Here is a 14,864-nt window from a genome sequence, read left to right on the forward strand (position 1 = left end):
TACTTCCGCTCTGCTCGGCTCTGCTCGGTTCTGCTCGTCACGTGTCGTGGCCTCGGCCGGCCCGGCGCGTCATCGCGGGGCGCACCGGCGGGCCTGCGTCCGGCGGGTCCGCCCCCGCGGTTCAGCCGTCCTTGAGGGGGTGGCCGAAGCCGGCCCGCTCCGACTCCACGCGGAACGCGGCCTGGGCGCCCACCGATGTGTCGATCCGCCAGTCCATCGGCAGCGAGCTGCCGGGCCAGTTCTTGCGCTGGTCGTACCAGACCAGTCCGATGACGTCCGCTTGCGCGGCTCCCGTGAACAGGTCGCGGATCTGCGCCTCTTTGCGACCGCTCTCCGCCACACCGGTCTCCGTGATCAGCACCGGACGGTCCGAGAAGCGCGCGATCTCGCGGAGCGTCGGTGTGAAGAGGCCGGAGAACGCCGCACCGTCGATCGGTCCGTAGTAGCCGATGACACCGACCCAGTCGACGTAGGCGTCGCCCGGGTAGTAGGGCCGAAGTCGGGCCCGGGTACCGGAGTCCACCACGTGCGGGCTCCACACCCAGACCACGTTGTCCGCACCGGCACTGCGTACGACGTCGTGGAGGTGCCGCCAGGCCGCGACGAAATCGGCGGCGGTGGCGTGGCCGGGGCCCCAGGAGTTCCAGGGGCCGTTCATCTCACCGGCGAAGGACAGCGCGAGGGGGCCGTCGTAGGCGGCGATCTGGCGGGCGAGACGGCGGATCCACGCGTCGTCCGCGCCCTGGGCGATGTCGGAGAGCGAGGTGTCGGAGGGGACCAACTCCAGCATCGGGAGCTGCCCGTGCTGCCACAGGAAGGCGTTGCCCTCCGTGTCGAAGTCGTCCCCCCAGGAGCCGTAGTACTCGCGGATGTCGGGGGCGCGTCCCGCCTGCCGGGTGAAGGTGGTGACGATGCCGTACTGCCATGGCGACTTGTCGTCGACGACCCCCAGCATGCGGCCCGTCGGGTGCCGCAGGGACGAGACGTCGAAGGGCGCCGCCGGGGCGCTGGAGGAGGCGCCGCCGGCGGCCTGGCCGTCGCACGCGCTCGCGAGGACCGCGGCACCGGCCGCGAGGGCCGCGGCGGCTGCCAGACGGCCGAGGCGGTGAGGGCTGGGCATACGAGGCGTTCCGATCCGGCCGACGGCGAAGGAGGTGACCTCGGGGAGTGTAGGAGACCTGAGTGCGATCTACACACTTTCATTTCAGTAAGATCACATCGTTGGCCGCGGGATCCGGCAAATCGAACATACAGTCCGCTATCCGCCCCGGGGTTGGACTAAGTTCGGCATCCGACCCACCGCGCGGCGACGCGTTCACCGAAAGCCCGAGGCCCCCCGTTGACCAGCACGCTCACCAAGGCGGAGACCTCGCCCGTCTTCGTGGACCGGACCGGGCGCCGTGGCCGGCGTCTGCGCGGCTTCGGCTGGCTGCTGGGCCTCGTCCTCGTCGGCTTCGTCCTGGCCATGATCTCAGGTCTGGTCGGGACCCAGTCGCACGCGCCGGCCTTCTCGATCCCGTCCACCGCGGACACCGCGGAACCCGGGCAGTACGTCAACGCGCCGCTCCCGTCGGCGCCGCTGGGAGCCGCGCCCGTGACCGGTGTCCCGGCCGCCTCCGGCGAGGCGGCCACTCCCACCGGGGTCCCCACCCCGACTCCGTGACAGCCACGACGTCCACACCGCAGCACGCGACACACCAGGAAATCCATGTCACGCCACCAGCGCCACCGGCAGTCCCTCCTGCGGCCACGCCGGCTCGCCGCACCGCCGCTGCGCTTCTTCCTGCCGGTGACCGTCCTGGCGACCCTGCTGGCCCTGCTGGTGCTTCGCGGCATGGCCGGTAACGAGGTCTTCCACGACGAGCGCATCGCGGTCTCCGTGGACAAGGACGCGGTGCCCCGCAGTGTGCTGGTGGGCGGGCCGCTCGTCGACGCGCGCGGCGCGAGGAACGACAAGCCGGTCAGCTACTCGATCCCCGACAAGACCGTCGTGCTCAGCTTCGACGACGGCCCGTCCACCCAGTGGACACCCAAGATCCTCGCCGTGCTCAAGCAGCACGACGTCCGCGCGGACTTCTTCGTCACCGGGTCGATGACCACCCACAACCCCGCGCTGATCCGCAGGATCGTGGCCGGCGGCCACGAGATCGGGCTGCACACCTTCACCCACCCCGATCTGGCGCTGCACTCCGGGACCCGGCTCACCTGGGAGCTCGGTGAGACCCAGCTCGCCCTGGCGGGCGTCGCGGGCATCCACTCCAGCCTGTTCCGCCCGCCCTACTCGTCCACCGCCGACGCCCTTGACGACTGGTCCTGGCCGGTCACCAAGGACGTCGGCGCGCACGGGTACCTGACGGCCTTCATCGACAAGGACACCGACGACTGGAAGCGTCCCGGTGTGGACGCCATCGTCAAGGCGGCCCTGCCCGACCTCGCCGGGCAGGGCGAGATGATCCTGCTGCACGACGCCGGCGGCGACCGGTCGCAGACGCTGGCCGCGCTCCCCGTCATCATCGACAAACTCAAGGACGAGGGCTACCAGTTCAAGACCATCAGCGAGGCGCTCGGAACGGCTCCCGCGAACACCCCGGTCACCGGCTACGACCTGTGGGCCGGCAAGGCGTTCCTGTGGTGCACCGCCTTCTCGATGCGGGTGATGCCCTTCCTGGTCGTGCTGCTCGCCGTCGTGGGGGTCCTGGTCTTCGCCCGGTTCGCGCTGATGCTGGTGCTCTCGCTCATCCACGTGCGGCGGACACGGAAGCCCGGCTTCTCCTGGGGCCCGGCCGTCACCGAACGGGTGACCGTGATCGTCCCCGCCTACAACGAGCAGGAGTGCATCACCAACACCCTGCTCTCGCTGGCCAGGAGCGACCATCCCGTCGAGGTCGTCGTCGTCGACGACGGGTCGACCGACGACACCGCGGCCATCGTGGAGAGCATGGACCTGCCGATGGTCCGGCTGATCCGCCAGCCGAACAGCGGCAAGCCCGCGGCCCTCAACACGGGTGTGGCGGCGGCGTCGAACGACCTCGTCGTGATGATGGACGGCGACACCGTCTTCGAACCCGGGACCGTCCGCGAACTGGTGCAGCCCTTCGCCGATCCCCGCATCGGCGCGGTGGCCGGCAACGCCAAGGTCGGCAACCGGGACACCCTGATCGGCGCCTGGCAGCACATCGAGTACGTCATGGGCTTCAACCTCGACCGGCGCATGTACGACGTGCTCGGCTGCATGCCCACCATCCCCGGAGCGGTCGGCGCCTTCCGCCGCAGCGCCCTGGACGAGGTGGGCGGCATGAGCGACGACACCCTCGCCGAGGACACCGACGTGACCATGGCCCTGCACCGGGGCGGATGGAAGATCGTCTACGTCGAGAACGCCCGCGCGTGGACCGAGGCGCCCGGCAGCATGAGCCAGCTGTGGTCCCAGCGCTACCGCTGGAGCTACGGCACCATGCAGGCGATGTGGAAGCACCGCCACGCCGTCCTCGAACACGGCGCCGCGGGACGCTTCGGGCGCGTCGGCCTCCCCTTCGTCGCCCTGTTCATGGTGCTCACCCCGCTGCTGGCGCCGGCCATCGACATCGCGATGGTGTACGGGGTGTTCTTCGTCGACCCGTACAAGAGCCTGGGCGCCTGGCTCTCGGTGCTGACCCTCCAGGGCTTCTGCGCGTGGTGGTCCTTCCACCTGGACCGCGAGAAGGCCTGGCACCTGATCACCCTGCCCGTACAGCAGGTGGTCTATCGCGTGCTCATGTACATGGTCCTGCTCCAATCCTGGATAACCGCCCTGACCGGAGGCCGGCTGCGCTGGCAGAAGCTGCGGCGCACCGGCGAGGTCGGCCTTGACGTCACCACCTCGGAGATGCCGACATGAGCACGGCCGACCTCGGCGCCGCGGACCTCGGCGACTCCTCGAAGACCCTGACGCTCCGCGTTCCCCGCCTTCCCGAACTCGCGCAAGCGGCGCCGAAGCCGGGCCGGGACCGCTACCTCGACCTGCTGCGCGCGCTGGCCCTGGTCCGCGTCGTGATCTACCACAACTTCAGCTGGACGTGGCTGCCGCTGGTGTTCCCGTCCATGGGCGTGATGTTCGCGCTGGCGGGCTCGCTGATGGCGCGGTCGCTCAAGCGCCCGGCGCTGAGCGTCATCCGCAGCCGGGTGCGGCGTCTGCTGCCGCCGATGTGGCTGTTCGGCGCGGTCGTGCTGCCCGCCATGATCATCGACGGCTGGGGGCCGCACGCCACCGGCCACCCCCACCGGTGGTGGGGCGAACTGGCCTTCTGGATCCTGCCGCTGAGCACCCCGCCCTACGCGGACGCCCTGCACGGCTTCGGCGGCCACCTGCCCGCCACCTGGGCCGAGCAGATCACCGTCCCGCTCTGGTACCTCCGCGCCTACCTCTGGTTCGTGCTGCTGTCCCCGCTCATGCTCAAGGCGATGCGCCGGCTGCCCTGGGTCACCCTGCTGACGCCCCTGGCGCTGTCGGCCCTCCTCAACTCCGGCCTGGTGGACCAGTCGGGGCGCATCATGGAGACCGCCACCGACTTCACCACCTTCGGCGCGTGCTGGCTGCTCGGCATGGCCCACCACGAGGGACTGCTGCGCCGCATCCCGCAGTACGTGGTGCCGTCGCTCGCGCCGTTCGTCCTCGTCGCCGGATACTGGTGGCTGCAGCAACAGCCGGTCGAGGACCCCCGCATCGGCGCCGACCTCGAGGCCGTACCGCTTGCACAGGCGATCTGGTCCTTCGGCTGCGTGCTGCTGCTGCTCCACCTCAGCCCCTCGTGGGAACAGTGGCCGAAGCACCTGGAGCGATTCAACGGTGTGATCAGTCTGCTCAACTCGCGAGCGGTCACCGTCTACCTGTGGCACTGCGTCGCGCTGGTGCTCTGCGAGCCGCTGATCGACCCGCTGTGGAGCAACGGCTTCTTCTACGCCCACCTGCAGTGGCTGCTGCGGAGCCAGTGGTTCCCGCTGATCGTCGCCGTCCCCCTGATCGCCCTCGCGATCCTGCTCTTCGGGTGGATCGAGGACGTCGCCGCCCGGCGCAGCCCGCGGCTGTTCCCGTACCCCCGCAAGGCCAGGGGGCGGCGGCGCCGGGGATAGGGACCACCCGGACCACCCGGACCACCCGGACCACCCGGACCACCGGACCGCGCGGATCGTGCCGGTCCACGACCGGGTCCGGCCCGAGACGCGGTCGTCGGCGCTCAGGCGGTCGATGACCGGCTCGCGCACGCCGGCTGCGGTTGGGCGCCGCCTCGGCGAGGGCGCCGCGGCCTTTCGGGGTGATGGCCGCGGAGGCCGCGCGGGCTCGTCCGGATCGGCTGGTGGTGCAGGCGGCTCTTCTCCCAGCCGAGCATCGCCCCCAAGGGGTACGGGCGCACCGACTCGTCGGCCCCTTCCACGACCGTGCTCTTCGGGCGGATCGCCATCGCGGGCCGCGCCGGTCCGACCCCGTGCGCGGGGCGGCGCGGTCGGCGATCACACCGCGGACCGGCAGCGCCGACGCGCCGGCCACGGCGCCGTCCCGCGCCATGGCGGCCTGAAGTCCCGCTGACGGACCGGGAGCCCCCTACGGTTGCCCGGGCCCGGCGGGGGCAGAGGGGGTCCCGTGCCACTCTCCCAGGCTGTCGATGAGCTGCTCGATCAGGCGCGGGGAGACGCTCCCCGCCCGCATGGTGGCGTGGTAGAGGAGGGGGCCGACCAACATCGCCGAGAGGCCGTGCGGGTCGGCGGCCATGCCGATCTCGTGGCCGGCCACGGCGGAGCGGGTCCGTCCCGGGGCGCGGCGGGGGAGATCCTGCGCGGGTCGCTGTTCGCGGGTGCCCCGGCGGTCCTCAGGACCGCCGGACCCCGCTCGGCTCACGGGCGCGGCCAGGGCCGCCCGTCGAGGCGTTCGATGTCGGTGTTGAAGCGCCTCAGGTAAGCGGCGAAGGCGGCGATGTCCTCGTCCGGCCAATCGGCCATGACCTTGTCCAGGCCACCGATGCTGCTGTCGCGTACCTCGTCGAGCATCTGGGCGCCCTTGTCCGTGATGCGGAACTTCCGGGCCATCCCGCCCTCCGGGTCGGCGATGCGCTCCACGAGACCGGCGCGCATCGCGGCGGCCGTCTGCCGGTTGAGGGTGGACGCGTCGAGGGCGAAGGCGTCGCTCAGCTCGCCGATCGACATGGGTCCCTGGACGCGGATCCGGCTCAGCAGGATGTAGGCGCTGCGCTCCAGCGAGCTGTCCCTGTGGCGCAGGAGTTCGTACCGGCTGAGCAGCATCTGCTCGTACTCGACCTCGTGGGTGGCCCTGCCCATGTGCCTCAGCCTCCTGCCGTTCGCCGGGTCGCCGGCGTGCCTGTTCGGGACCCGGAACCATCCTCTCACAGCGTATGCACCAGCCATATCATGTGCGCGATGCACTTCCTATGTACGATGCACACCGAGACGTCCGACAGTTCGTGCGAGGAGTGCCGTCATGAATGCCCCACAACCGACAGCCCGGGCGGGCGGCGTGGTCGCCACGCTGGCACTGGCCGGCATCACGGCCGCGATCATGCAGACCCTGGTCACCCCGCTCCTCGCCGAGCTGCCGCAGATCCTCCACACCTCGGGCTCGAACGCCGCCTGGGTGATCACCGCCACCCTGCTCGTGGCCGCCGTGTGCGTGCCGGTGTTCGGGCGCCTCGGCGATCTGGTCGGCAAGCGGCGCATGCTGCTGGTGTGCTCGGTGCCGCTGGTGGCGGGGTCGGTGGTGTGCGCCCTGTCCTCCTCCGTGGTCCCCATGATCGTCGGGCGCGGTCTGCAGGGCATGGGCATGGGCATGGTGCCGCTGGGCATCGCCCTGCTCCGCGACGTCGTCCCCGCGGAGAAGCTCAGCTCGTCCATCGCCCTGGTCAGCGCTTCCATGGGCATCGGCGGTGGCCTCGGTCTGCCGATCGCCGCCGCCATCGCGCAGTACGCCGACTGGCGTGTGCTCTTCTGGGGCTCCGCGGGCCTGGCCGCCGTCGTCGCGGTGCTGATCTGGTTCTTCATCCCGGACGTCCCCGCCGGCGCCAAGGGCCAGCGCTTCGACGTCCCCGGGGCCATCGGCCTCGGCGCCGGCCTGGTCTGCCTGCTGCTGGCGGTCTCCAAGGGCGCCGACTGGGGCTGGGGTTCGGCCACCACCCTCGGCCTGCTCGCCGCCGCCGTCGTCGTGCTGATCACCTGGGGCTGGTGGGAGCTGCGCACCCGCGATCCGCTGGTCGATCTGCGGACGACGGCGCGCCCCCGTGTGCTGCTGACGAACGTCGCCTCGGTCTTCGTCGGCTTCGGCATGTACGCCGGCATGCTGGTCGTCCCGCAGCTGCTGCAGTTCCCCAAGGCGACCGGCTACGGCCTCGGCCAGTCGATGCTCGCGGCGGGCCTGTGGCTGCTGCCCGGCGGCATCATGATGATGATCGTCTCCCCGCTCGGCGGCAAGCTGACCAACGCCCGCGGCCCCAAGTTCACCCTGATCAGTGGCGCGTTGGTGCTTGCCGCCGGTTACGGGCTGGCCCTGGTGCTCACGGGCACCGCGTGGGGGCTCATGCTCGCCATCATGGTCGTCAACAGCGGCGTCGGCCTCGCCTACGGATCGATGCCCGCCCTGATCATGAGCTCGGTCCCGGTCTCGGAGACCGCGGCCGCCAACGGCTTCAACGCCCTGATGCGCTCGCTCGGCACCTCGGTGGGTGCCGCGGTGATCGGCGTGGTCCTCTCGCACCTGACCACGACCGCGGGCGGCTACACCTTCACCTCCGAGAGCGGCTTCCGCACCGGACTGGTGATCGGCTGCGGCATCGCCCTCGTCTCCGCCCTCATCGCCGTCGCCATCCCGGCCGCGCGCGCCGCGGCCGGCGGCGCGGGGTCCGCGTCGGCGCCGGCGCCGCAGCAGGCGGCCGCCGAGTCCTGAAGCGCCGTACGACACGGCTCGGTACGGTTCCGCCCGCCACGCGCATCCCTGCGCGGGCGGGCGGCCCGCTGTGTCTGTGGCTACGGGGCGCAGGCCCTGCGTTCGGCCTCTGGGGCCGGCCCACGGCTCCTGGTGGTTTTACCGACTGATCCAGGGGCACGGGGCCAGTGAGAGTGCCCGGAGGTACCGAGATGAGCGCGCAGGAGAAGGTCAAGGCCCAGGCCGAACAGGTCGTCGGAAAGCTCGTACGGAAGGGGGCCCACGCCATGCACAAGGACACCCTCGCGGCTAAGGGCGCGGCCCTCGAAGCGCGGGGCAGGATGCGGAGTGCGAAGGAGGACACCAAGGACTCGTTCAAGCACTGACAGTGTGATGACACGGGATGACCACAGTGTGTGCGGTGTGACCGCGCCGCCGTCCGGGAAGCGGCCGCTCAGGCATCCGGCACGGGCGCCCCGGGGTCCGGGCCCGGGTCCCGTCGCGGCCAGGACGTGCCGAGATCGCGGCGCATGGCCGCCTGCGCTTCCTCGGCGGCCGCGAGGTAGTCGCGCCCCTGCCGGCCGAGCCCCGGGGCCTCGGTGGTGACCCCGCCGGCCACGAGGTCCCGGAGGGAGCGCACCTTCCAGAAGGCCCGGTTGACCGGGTCCATCACTTCCCACGGGGCGATGAGCGCCAGCTCGTAACGCAGCGGGTACAAGTGGCTGGACGCGAACACCTCGTGGGCCGCCGCACGTGCCTCCTCCACCGGGCGTCCGTCGCGGGCGATCTCCCACAATTGCGCGTACACGTCGGCCAACGCACCCATGAACGCCGCATACGCCTTCAGGCGCGTGTCCCGGTCGAGTGCCACGCGGTCACGGCGCCAGCGATGGCGATCGGCGAGGAGCGTGGAGCCGACGCCGATCGCGGCGCCGAGCAACGTGTTCACGGGGGCCAGCCAGTCCATGGGGGGACCTTACGGTGAGGCCGTCCGGCGCAGGAAGTGAACGATCGTGTGCTCAACCACCGGACGCGCGAGGTGAGTCGGGGCGACTCCGGATTCCGTTCCCAGGACCGGGAGCGTGCACGACAGCGTCCGCCCCGCCCGTCCGCCGCCCGCAGGAGAATCGGCATCTGCCGTGCCGGTGCCCGCAACCCCTCGTTCCGTCCTCGCAGTGACCGCCGGTGCCCTCGACCTGGCCGGTCCCTTCGGGCCGTCGCATCGCCGCCCGAGCGGGGCGGCCGCTTTCCCCGCGTCACCGCGGACTTCGACGACGCCGACGCCCTGGCGCACGCCGACCGGGCACGTGCAGCTCCCGCACACGCACGTCCGGTTCCAGGGTTCCGACGGCCGCCCGGGAGCCGACAAGAACCTTGAGAACCTCACCGCGTGACCGTGGTCGTGACGTGGCCGGCAGGACCCCGCTGCACATGTCGTCACGCTCTCCCGCTTCGGCGAGCCCGAACCGGTCGCCGCCCCGGCGAGCGACTGACGTACCGCGAGCGCCCCGGGGGCGAAGGACTGCCGGACCGCTGAAGGTCGTTGCGTATCAGCGGCGCGATGCCGGCGATCGTGCCGTTCCTGCTGCGCCTTGCGGCCGACGCCCCGGTGCCGCCGGGACAGGTTGTTCGACCTGGTTCTCGTGGCCGCGGCCCTGTCCGAGCCGACCGACCCGAGCAGTGCTTGGGACCTCGCGGTCAGCGGCCCCGAAGAGGCTCATCCGGAACGGGCCCAGTGCCGGGCGTCGTTCGCCGCCCGCGCGACATGGGTGCGGCGCCTGCCGGCCGACAAAGGACTGCCGGCCGGGGCTCCGCTGAGTGACGGCGAACGCGCGCGCCTGCTCCGCGCCGCCGGACCCGGTCCGGTCGGCTCCCGCACTCCTCGTCCCGCTGTCGGAGGTGGCTGTTAGCTTGCGGGTGAACTCGGAGTCGGGAAGGTGGGGGACGAGCCGTGCAGGAGCGGACAGCTGATCAGATCCTGGGGGAGAGCTGGGAGAGGTACGCGCGGGAGGAGACGGCCGACGCCGGTCGGGACTATCCCGGCCGGGACACGGTCCTCGAGGTCTTCGGTGAGTCCGCTGCCTTCGCGGAGGTCGTCTCCCCCTTCGGCGCCCGATGGCCGGGGCAGGCGGCAGCGCCGGCCGGGCCCTGGGCGGATCCCGAGCAACTGGCGGCGCAGAAGATCGCCGGCCTGGAGGAGGACGAGGACGGGGAGACAGCGCTCCTGGAGAGGGCGTACCGCAGTGCGGATCTTCCTGCCCTGGCCGAGGAGCGGGACTTGGGAGGGTGCTGGCCCTTTGACGTGGCGGAGATGTGCACGGTCCTCCGGTCCTGGGAGGAACGCTTCGGAATCCGGCTGATCGGCCTGGAGGACGACCGCGTGACCGTCTCGGTGGCAGCACCCGTGAGGACGATGAGCGAAGCGGAGGCCGTGGCCGCCGAACACTTCGCGTTCGCGCCCGACAACATCACCCAGGGGTGCGACGAGAGCCTGGGCGCCTACGCGGCACACCAGGTCCTGGGCCGGCACGTGTGGTCCTTCTGGTGGGACTGAGGGCTGCTCCGCCCGGATCGTGATCCCGGGTCAGGAAGAAAGCCGGGGCGGACTGGGTGGCCGGTCTGGTAGCTTTCGGTTGCCCGTGACGTAGTCCGAGGAGGTGAGACCCATGAACGCGGTATCTGTGTGGGTGCTCCCCCTGCCGTCACGGTCCGGCGATTGACGTAGGTGTCGCTGGGAGCGCCTCGACAACAAGGCACTCCCGAAAGGCACCACTGATGCACTCTTTGCAGTTCACCGCCGAGTCGTCGTCGAACGGCATGGTGGAGCGCGACTTCACCGTGGACGGGGTCCCCGGCGTGCTCTGGTCGCCGGCTTCCGTTGCCGGGCCCGCGCCCCTGGTCCTGATGGGGCACGGCGGCGGCAACCACAAGAAGCACCCGGCGATGTCCGGCCGGGCCCAGCGCCTGGTGGCCGGCGGCGGCTTCCACGTGGCCGTCCTGGACGCGCCCGGTCACGGCGACCGGCCGCGAACGGCGCACGACGAGGCGGAGATCGCCGAGCTGTTCGGGGCGAGGGCGGCCGGCGAGCCGGAAGGCCCGATCGTCGTCCGGTACAACGACCACTTGGCCGGGCTCGCCGTGCCCGAGTACATGGCACTCCTGGACGCCTTGCAGGAGCTTCCGGAGATCGGCGCCGACGGGCCGGTCGGCTACTGGGGCATCAACATGGGCACCGCGATCGGCGTGCCGTTCGTGGCGGCCGAGCCCCGGATCCGGGCCGCGGTCTTCGGCCAGCACTGGCCGGACGCCCTGGCCGAGAAGGCGCGGCGGATCACCGTCCCGATCGAGTTCGATCTGCAGTGGGACGACGAGCACATCTCCCGCGAAGAGGGTCTCGCGCTGTTCGACGCCTTCGCCTCGAAGGAGAAGTCGTTGCACGTGAACTCGGGCGGGCACAAGGAGTTGCCCCGCTTCGAGGCCGACAGTGCGGTCCGGTTCTTCGCCCGGCACCTCGGCGGAGCGGTCACCGCGCAGGCGTGACGCGCGCGGTCGCGGCGTCCGGCCGGTGGGCCGGGCGCCGCGACCCGCCGCACGTCAGGGGTCAGGCCGGCGGGTGGTACTGGCCGGCGACGTCGGTGGTGGTCAGGGCCCTGTCCCACACCTGGACCTGGTCGATCGTGCCGGGCCAGGGGTCGGCGGTGCGGCCGCCGGAGAAGGCGCGGCCGATGGCCAGGGGGCCGTCCGCGGTGTCGCCGGTGAGCTGGGTCCACACGGTGGACTGCCGCACGCCGTCCACGTAGAGGGTGTAGGTGCCCGCGTCCCCGTCGTGCACGCCCACCAGCTGGTACCAGCGGCCGGTCTGTGGCTCCGTGCCGGCGAGCGCGCGGCCCTCGCCGGTCGAGAACGCGAACCGCCTGTCGGCCGCCGAGTACTGCAAGTAGAAGCCGCTGCTGACGGTGCCGTCCTGGCTGACGGCGGTGGCGAACGTGCCGGTCCTGTCGAGCCGGACCCAGGCGGACACCGTGAAGTTGCCGGCGGTGTCCACGACGGGTCCTGCGGTCTGGGCGTACTGGTTCGCGCCGTCGAACTGCACGGCGCTTCCGGAGACGCCGCCGACCCAGGCCGGCGAGCCGGTCAGGCCGGCGTCGTGGGCGCCCGATCCGTCGTGCGCGGTGCTGCCGGCGGCTTCGTCGAGATTCCACGTGCCGACCGGGTCCCGCTGACCGGCCGGGTACGCGACGCGCAGGTTCTGCAGGCGGTGGGTCGAGCGGGTCCCCTTGCCCGCCGCACGGTACGAGGCGGTGGCGGTCAGGGCGGCGGTGCCCGCCGGTTCGGCGCCGGCGGGAGGGGTCAGGAGGTAGCTCCATGCCGCTTGCCCGCCGGGCCGGATCGCGGCGCCCGGGTGCTTCCCGACGGCCTCGGCCGACCAGCCCTGCGGCAGCGAGAGGCGGACCCGCGGGGAGGTGAGCGTACGGTCGGTCGTGTTGCGCACCGTCACCCGGATCGGCGTCGAGGGGTGCACCGTGACCAGTCCGGCGGCGTTGACGGGCCCGACGGCGACGTCGGCGTCGGCACTGGACGGGGCCCACGACTGGAACTCGGTGACGCCGACGAAGGCGCCCGGCGGGTCGGTGAACACCAGCCGGACCCTGCTGGTGGTCACCGTCGGGAACGTGACCCGATTCGTGCCGTTGCCCACCGGCTGGGCGGGGCTGTGGACCTGGCCGGGCACGTCCTGCCAGCCGTCCCGGTCCCAGTACTGCACGCGGTAGGCGGCCGCCGGCCTGACCCCGCCGCCGTCGTCGTATCCGGACCAGCGGATGTCGCCGACCGGGATCGCGGCGCCGAAGTCGACACCGTAGGAGTCGCTGCCGTTGGGGGAGGCGTAGTTGGTCCAGCGGGTGTTCTGCGGGACCTCGTCGTACCAGACCTTGCCGTCCAGGGCGTTCCACGGGTTGTCGTAGGGCGAGGTGTACGAGGCGATGGGCCGGGGGTAGCCGGTGCGCAGCGGGTTGGCGGCGTCGTTGACCAGACCGTCGTCCGGGGCGGGGACGGTGCGGCCGACGCTCACGGTGGTGTCGCGCAGCGTCGTGGACCGGCGTACGAGGTCGCCGTCGACGTACAGGCGCATGCCGGTGCCCTGGTGGTAGTGCGTGCCGTCGCGGTCCCACAGGACCGTGACGTTGTGGCCGTGGTAGGGCACGTTCTCCGCGGCGAAGTGGTCCCAGGAGCCGGGGACCAAGGGCTGCACCTCGAGCGTGTCACCGGACTGCGGCCGCAGCCCCAGGAGGCCGGAGAGCACCAGGTCGTCGAAGGTCGAGTGGTTGTAGTCCTCACTGTGGTTCGTGCCGTCGTAGATCCACGCGTCCTGGTCGGGAGCGTGCGCCTCGGCCACGTAGGGCTTGCCGTTCTTGGTCTGCGTCGCGGCGTAGCGGGCCAGTGCGGCCGCGTAGTCGGCTTTGGTGACGGCCTTCTGCGCCGGCTGGTCGTCGAGCAGGTTCGCCAGCCCGGTGAGCGTCTGCGAGGTGGCGAACGGCCAGCTCGGCCCGTCCCAGCGGCAGCAGTTGCCGGCGTCCTTCATGAAGTACGGGCTGCGGCGCTCGGCGGACGTGGGGCCGTAGGGGGCGGCGAAGCCCTGGGGATCCAGCAGTTGCGACCAGGCACCGGCGGCGGAGGGCTCGGCGGCACCGAACATCCAGGGTATGTAGCCGATCTCCTCGCGCGTGCCGGAGAGCTTGTGACCGGGGTTGCCGTCGCGCGCCATGGCGTAGTAGAAGCCGCGCTCGGGGTCCCACAGCCACGTGTGCATCGCGGACTTGAGCGCCGCGGCCCGGGAGGCGTACTCACGGGCGAGTGCGGTGTCCCCCGCGAGACGTGCGACGGCGGCGATCGCCTGGGCGTCGCCGTACTGGTAGGAGTTGAGGGTCGGCCGGTAGCCCGCGCCGCCGTGATAGGGGTCGCCGGACTCGTAGGAGGAGGCGGAGAACTCCATGGCGTCCCAGACCGGAACCGACCAGTAGAGACCGAGCCGTTCGTCGAATTGCCCGTCCCAGCCGCGGTACTGGCGGACCAACTGCGGAAGCAGGGCCGTCAGGTGTGCGAAGTCGCCGGTGACCTGCGCCTGCTGGTAGGCGGCGGTGGCCAGCCACATGCTGTACTCGTGCGCCCAGTCGGTCGTGTCGGCGTTCACGGCGTCGGTGGCCGGTTTCGGCCCGGCGCCCGGGCCGGTGAGCCAGAAGTCGACGTAGTCGCGGTTGTAGCTCTGGTCGCGCACCCAGCGTCCCTCGGTGACCTGGTGGCCGACGGCCGCGTTGATCGCCTGGTAGGGGGCCGCGTAACCGCAGCAGTCCAGGAACTCGGTGGAGATCCAGCCGTCGGCGGGGCCGGTCCAGCGCAGATGTTCCTTGTACACGCGCCACCGGTAGTAGTAGACGCTCTGCATCGTGCGGTCCGGCAGGTCCACGAACGGCACGTTCGCTCTGTACCAGTCGGGGTCGGCGAAGCCCTCCAGGTACGCGTCGTCATCGAGGAAGTGGGTCCCGGCCCCCACGGACGGGAGAGGGGCCGGTGCGGCTTGCCCCGGCGGCGCGCCGGCCGCGCGCGCCGGGACGGCGACCAGGCTGAGCACGATCATCAGCAGCGCGGTGGCGCTCGCTGCCGATCGGGCGGGGAGACGGAGGACTCGGCCTAACGAGAAAGGCATCGGGCGCGTCCTTTCACTGCCATGCTTACAACGATGTAAACGCACAAAGTTGCTCACGAACACACAGGAGTCGTCAACCCTTCGCGCAAAGGGAGTTGGGAGACCAGGCCTGCGGGACGGCGGGGGCCGAGTTCGACGGGCGGGCGCCACGGAATCGCGGCGGAGGCAGACATCCGATGCGGTTGATCTGTCAAGCCATGGTGGGGAAGGCGATCTCTTCGCTGTAGGGGATGCGCTTGGTCAGGCAGTGGTGGAGGC

At 71.5% G+C, this 14,864-nt stretch carries 12 protein-coding genes; 7 read left to right on the top strand and 5 right to left on the bottom strand.

Translation table 11 applies throughout. The features are described 5' to 3' along the window. Positions 1–121 precede the first annotated feature (121 nt). Positions 122–1,120, bottom strand: a complete 999-nt coding sequence (locus tag ACIP98_RS19245) for a glycoside hydrolase family 26 protein (RefSeq protein ID WP_401976981.1) — start codon at positions 1,118–1,120, stop codon at positions 122–124. Between the two features lie 219 nt (positions 1,121–1,339). On the opposite strand from ACIP98_RS19245, the gene ACIP98_RS19250 reads away from it, so the two are divergent. Genes ACIP98_RS19250 through ACIP98_RS19260 form a run of 3 tightly spaced genes read left to right on the top strand, consistent with a single transcriptional unit; the run spans position 1,340 to position 5,109 of the window. Next, positions 1,340–1,663, top strand: coding sequence for a hypothetical protein (locus ACIP98_RS19250; RefSeq protein WP_401976982.1), 324 nt, complete (start codon positions 1,340–1,342; stop codon positions 1,661–1,663). A gap of 45 nt (positions 1,664–1,708) precedes the next feature. Next, complete coding sequence (locus ACIP98_RS19255; protein ID WP_401976984.1) at positions 1,709–3,877, top strand: bifunctional polysaccharide deacetylase/glycosyltransferase family 2 protein; 2,169 nt, start codon at positions 1,709–1,711, stop codon at positions 3,875–3,877. After that, positions 3,874–5,109 carry an acyltransferase gene (locus ACIP98_RS19260; protein WP_401976985.1) on the top strand — a complete coding sequence of 412 codons (1,236 nt, stop codon included), beginning with the start codon at positions 3,874–3,876 and terminating at the stop codon, positions 5,107–5,109. The genes ACIP98_RS19255 and ACIP98_RS19260 overlap by 4 nt, the downstream gene beginning before the upstream one ends. Before the next feature lie 469 nt (positions 5,110–5,578). Here the strand turns inward: ACIP98_RS19260 and ACIP98_RS19265 are convergent, their stop codons facing one another. Both ACIP98_RS19265 and ACIP98_RS19270 read right to left on the bottom strand, forming a co-directional pair. Beyond that, positions 5,579–5,767, bottom strand: coding sequence for a hypothetical protein (locus ACIP98_RS19265; protein WP_401976987.1), 189 nt, complete (start codon positions 5,765–5,767; stop codon positions 5,579–5,581). A gap of 101 nt (positions 5,768–5,868) precedes the next feature. After that, positions 5,869–6,309 carry a MarR family winged helix-turn-helix transcriptional regulator gene (locus ACIP98_RS19270; protein ID WP_319659268.1) on the bottom strand — a complete coding sequence of 147 codons (441 nt, stop codon included), beginning with the start codon at positions 6,307–6,309 and terminating at the stop codon, positions 5,869–5,871. Between the two features lie 160 nt (positions 6,310–6,469). Here ACIP98_RS19270 and ACIP98_RS19275 point away from each other — a divergent pair, with 160 nt between their 5' ends. Together ACIP98_RS19275 and ACIP98_RS19280 are read left to right on the top strand one after the other, a co-directional pair. Next, a complete protein-coding gene (locus tag ACIP98_RS19275; protein WP_319659267.1) occupies positions 6,470–7,924 on the top strand; it encodes an MFS transporter in 1,455 nt (484 codons plus the stop codon). A gap of 191 nt (positions 7,925–8,115) precedes the next feature. After that, entirely contained in the window at positions 8,116–8,289 is a 174-nt protein-coding gene (locus ACIP98_RS19280) for a hypothetical protein (RefSeq protein WP_319659266.1), read from the top strand. Positions 8,290–8,357: 68 nt separating this feature from the next. Here ACIP98_RS19280 and ACIP98_RS19285 read toward each other — a convergent pair whose 3' ends face one another. Then, positions 8,358–8,870 carry a hypothetical protein gene (locus ACIP98_RS19285; RefSeq protein ID WP_401976989.1) on the bottom strand — a complete coding sequence of 171 codons (513 nt, stop codon included), beginning with the start codon at positions 8,868–8,870 and terminating at the stop codon, positions 8,358–8,360. Positions 8,871–9,854: 984 nt separating this feature from the next. On the opposite strand from ACIP98_RS19285, the gene ACIP98_RS19290 reads away from it, so the two are divergent. Together ACIP98_RS19290 and ACIP98_RS19295 are read left to right on the top strand one after the other, a co-directional pair. After that, a complete protein-coding gene (locus ACIP98_RS19290; protein WP_401976991.1) occupies positions 9,855–10,457 on the top strand; it encodes a DUF4253 domain-containing protein in 603 nt (200 codons plus the stop codon). Between the two features lie 221 nt (positions 10,458–10,678). Further along, a complete protein-coding gene (locus tag ACIP98_RS19295; RefSeq protein ID WP_401976993.1) occupies positions 10,679–11,443 on the top strand; it encodes an alpha/beta hydrolase in 765 nt (254 codons plus the stop codon). Between the two features lie 61 nt (positions 11,444–11,504). Here the strand turns inward: ACIP98_RS19295 and ACIP98_RS19300 are convergent, their stop codons facing one another. Further along, on the bottom strand, positions 11,505–14,606 hold the full coding sequence (locus tag ACIP98_RS19300; protein WP_401976994.1) for an MGH1-like glycoside hydrolase domain-containing protein: 3,102 nt from the start codon (positions 14,604–14,606) through the stop codon (positions 11,505–11,507). Positions 14,607–14,864 lie beyond the last annotated feature (258 nt).

Origin of the sequence: Streptomyces sp. NPDC088354, assembly GCF_044753585.1 — a bacterium.
Lineage (GTDB): Bacteria > Actinomycetota > Actinomycetes > Streptomycetales > Streptomycetaceae > Actinacidiphila.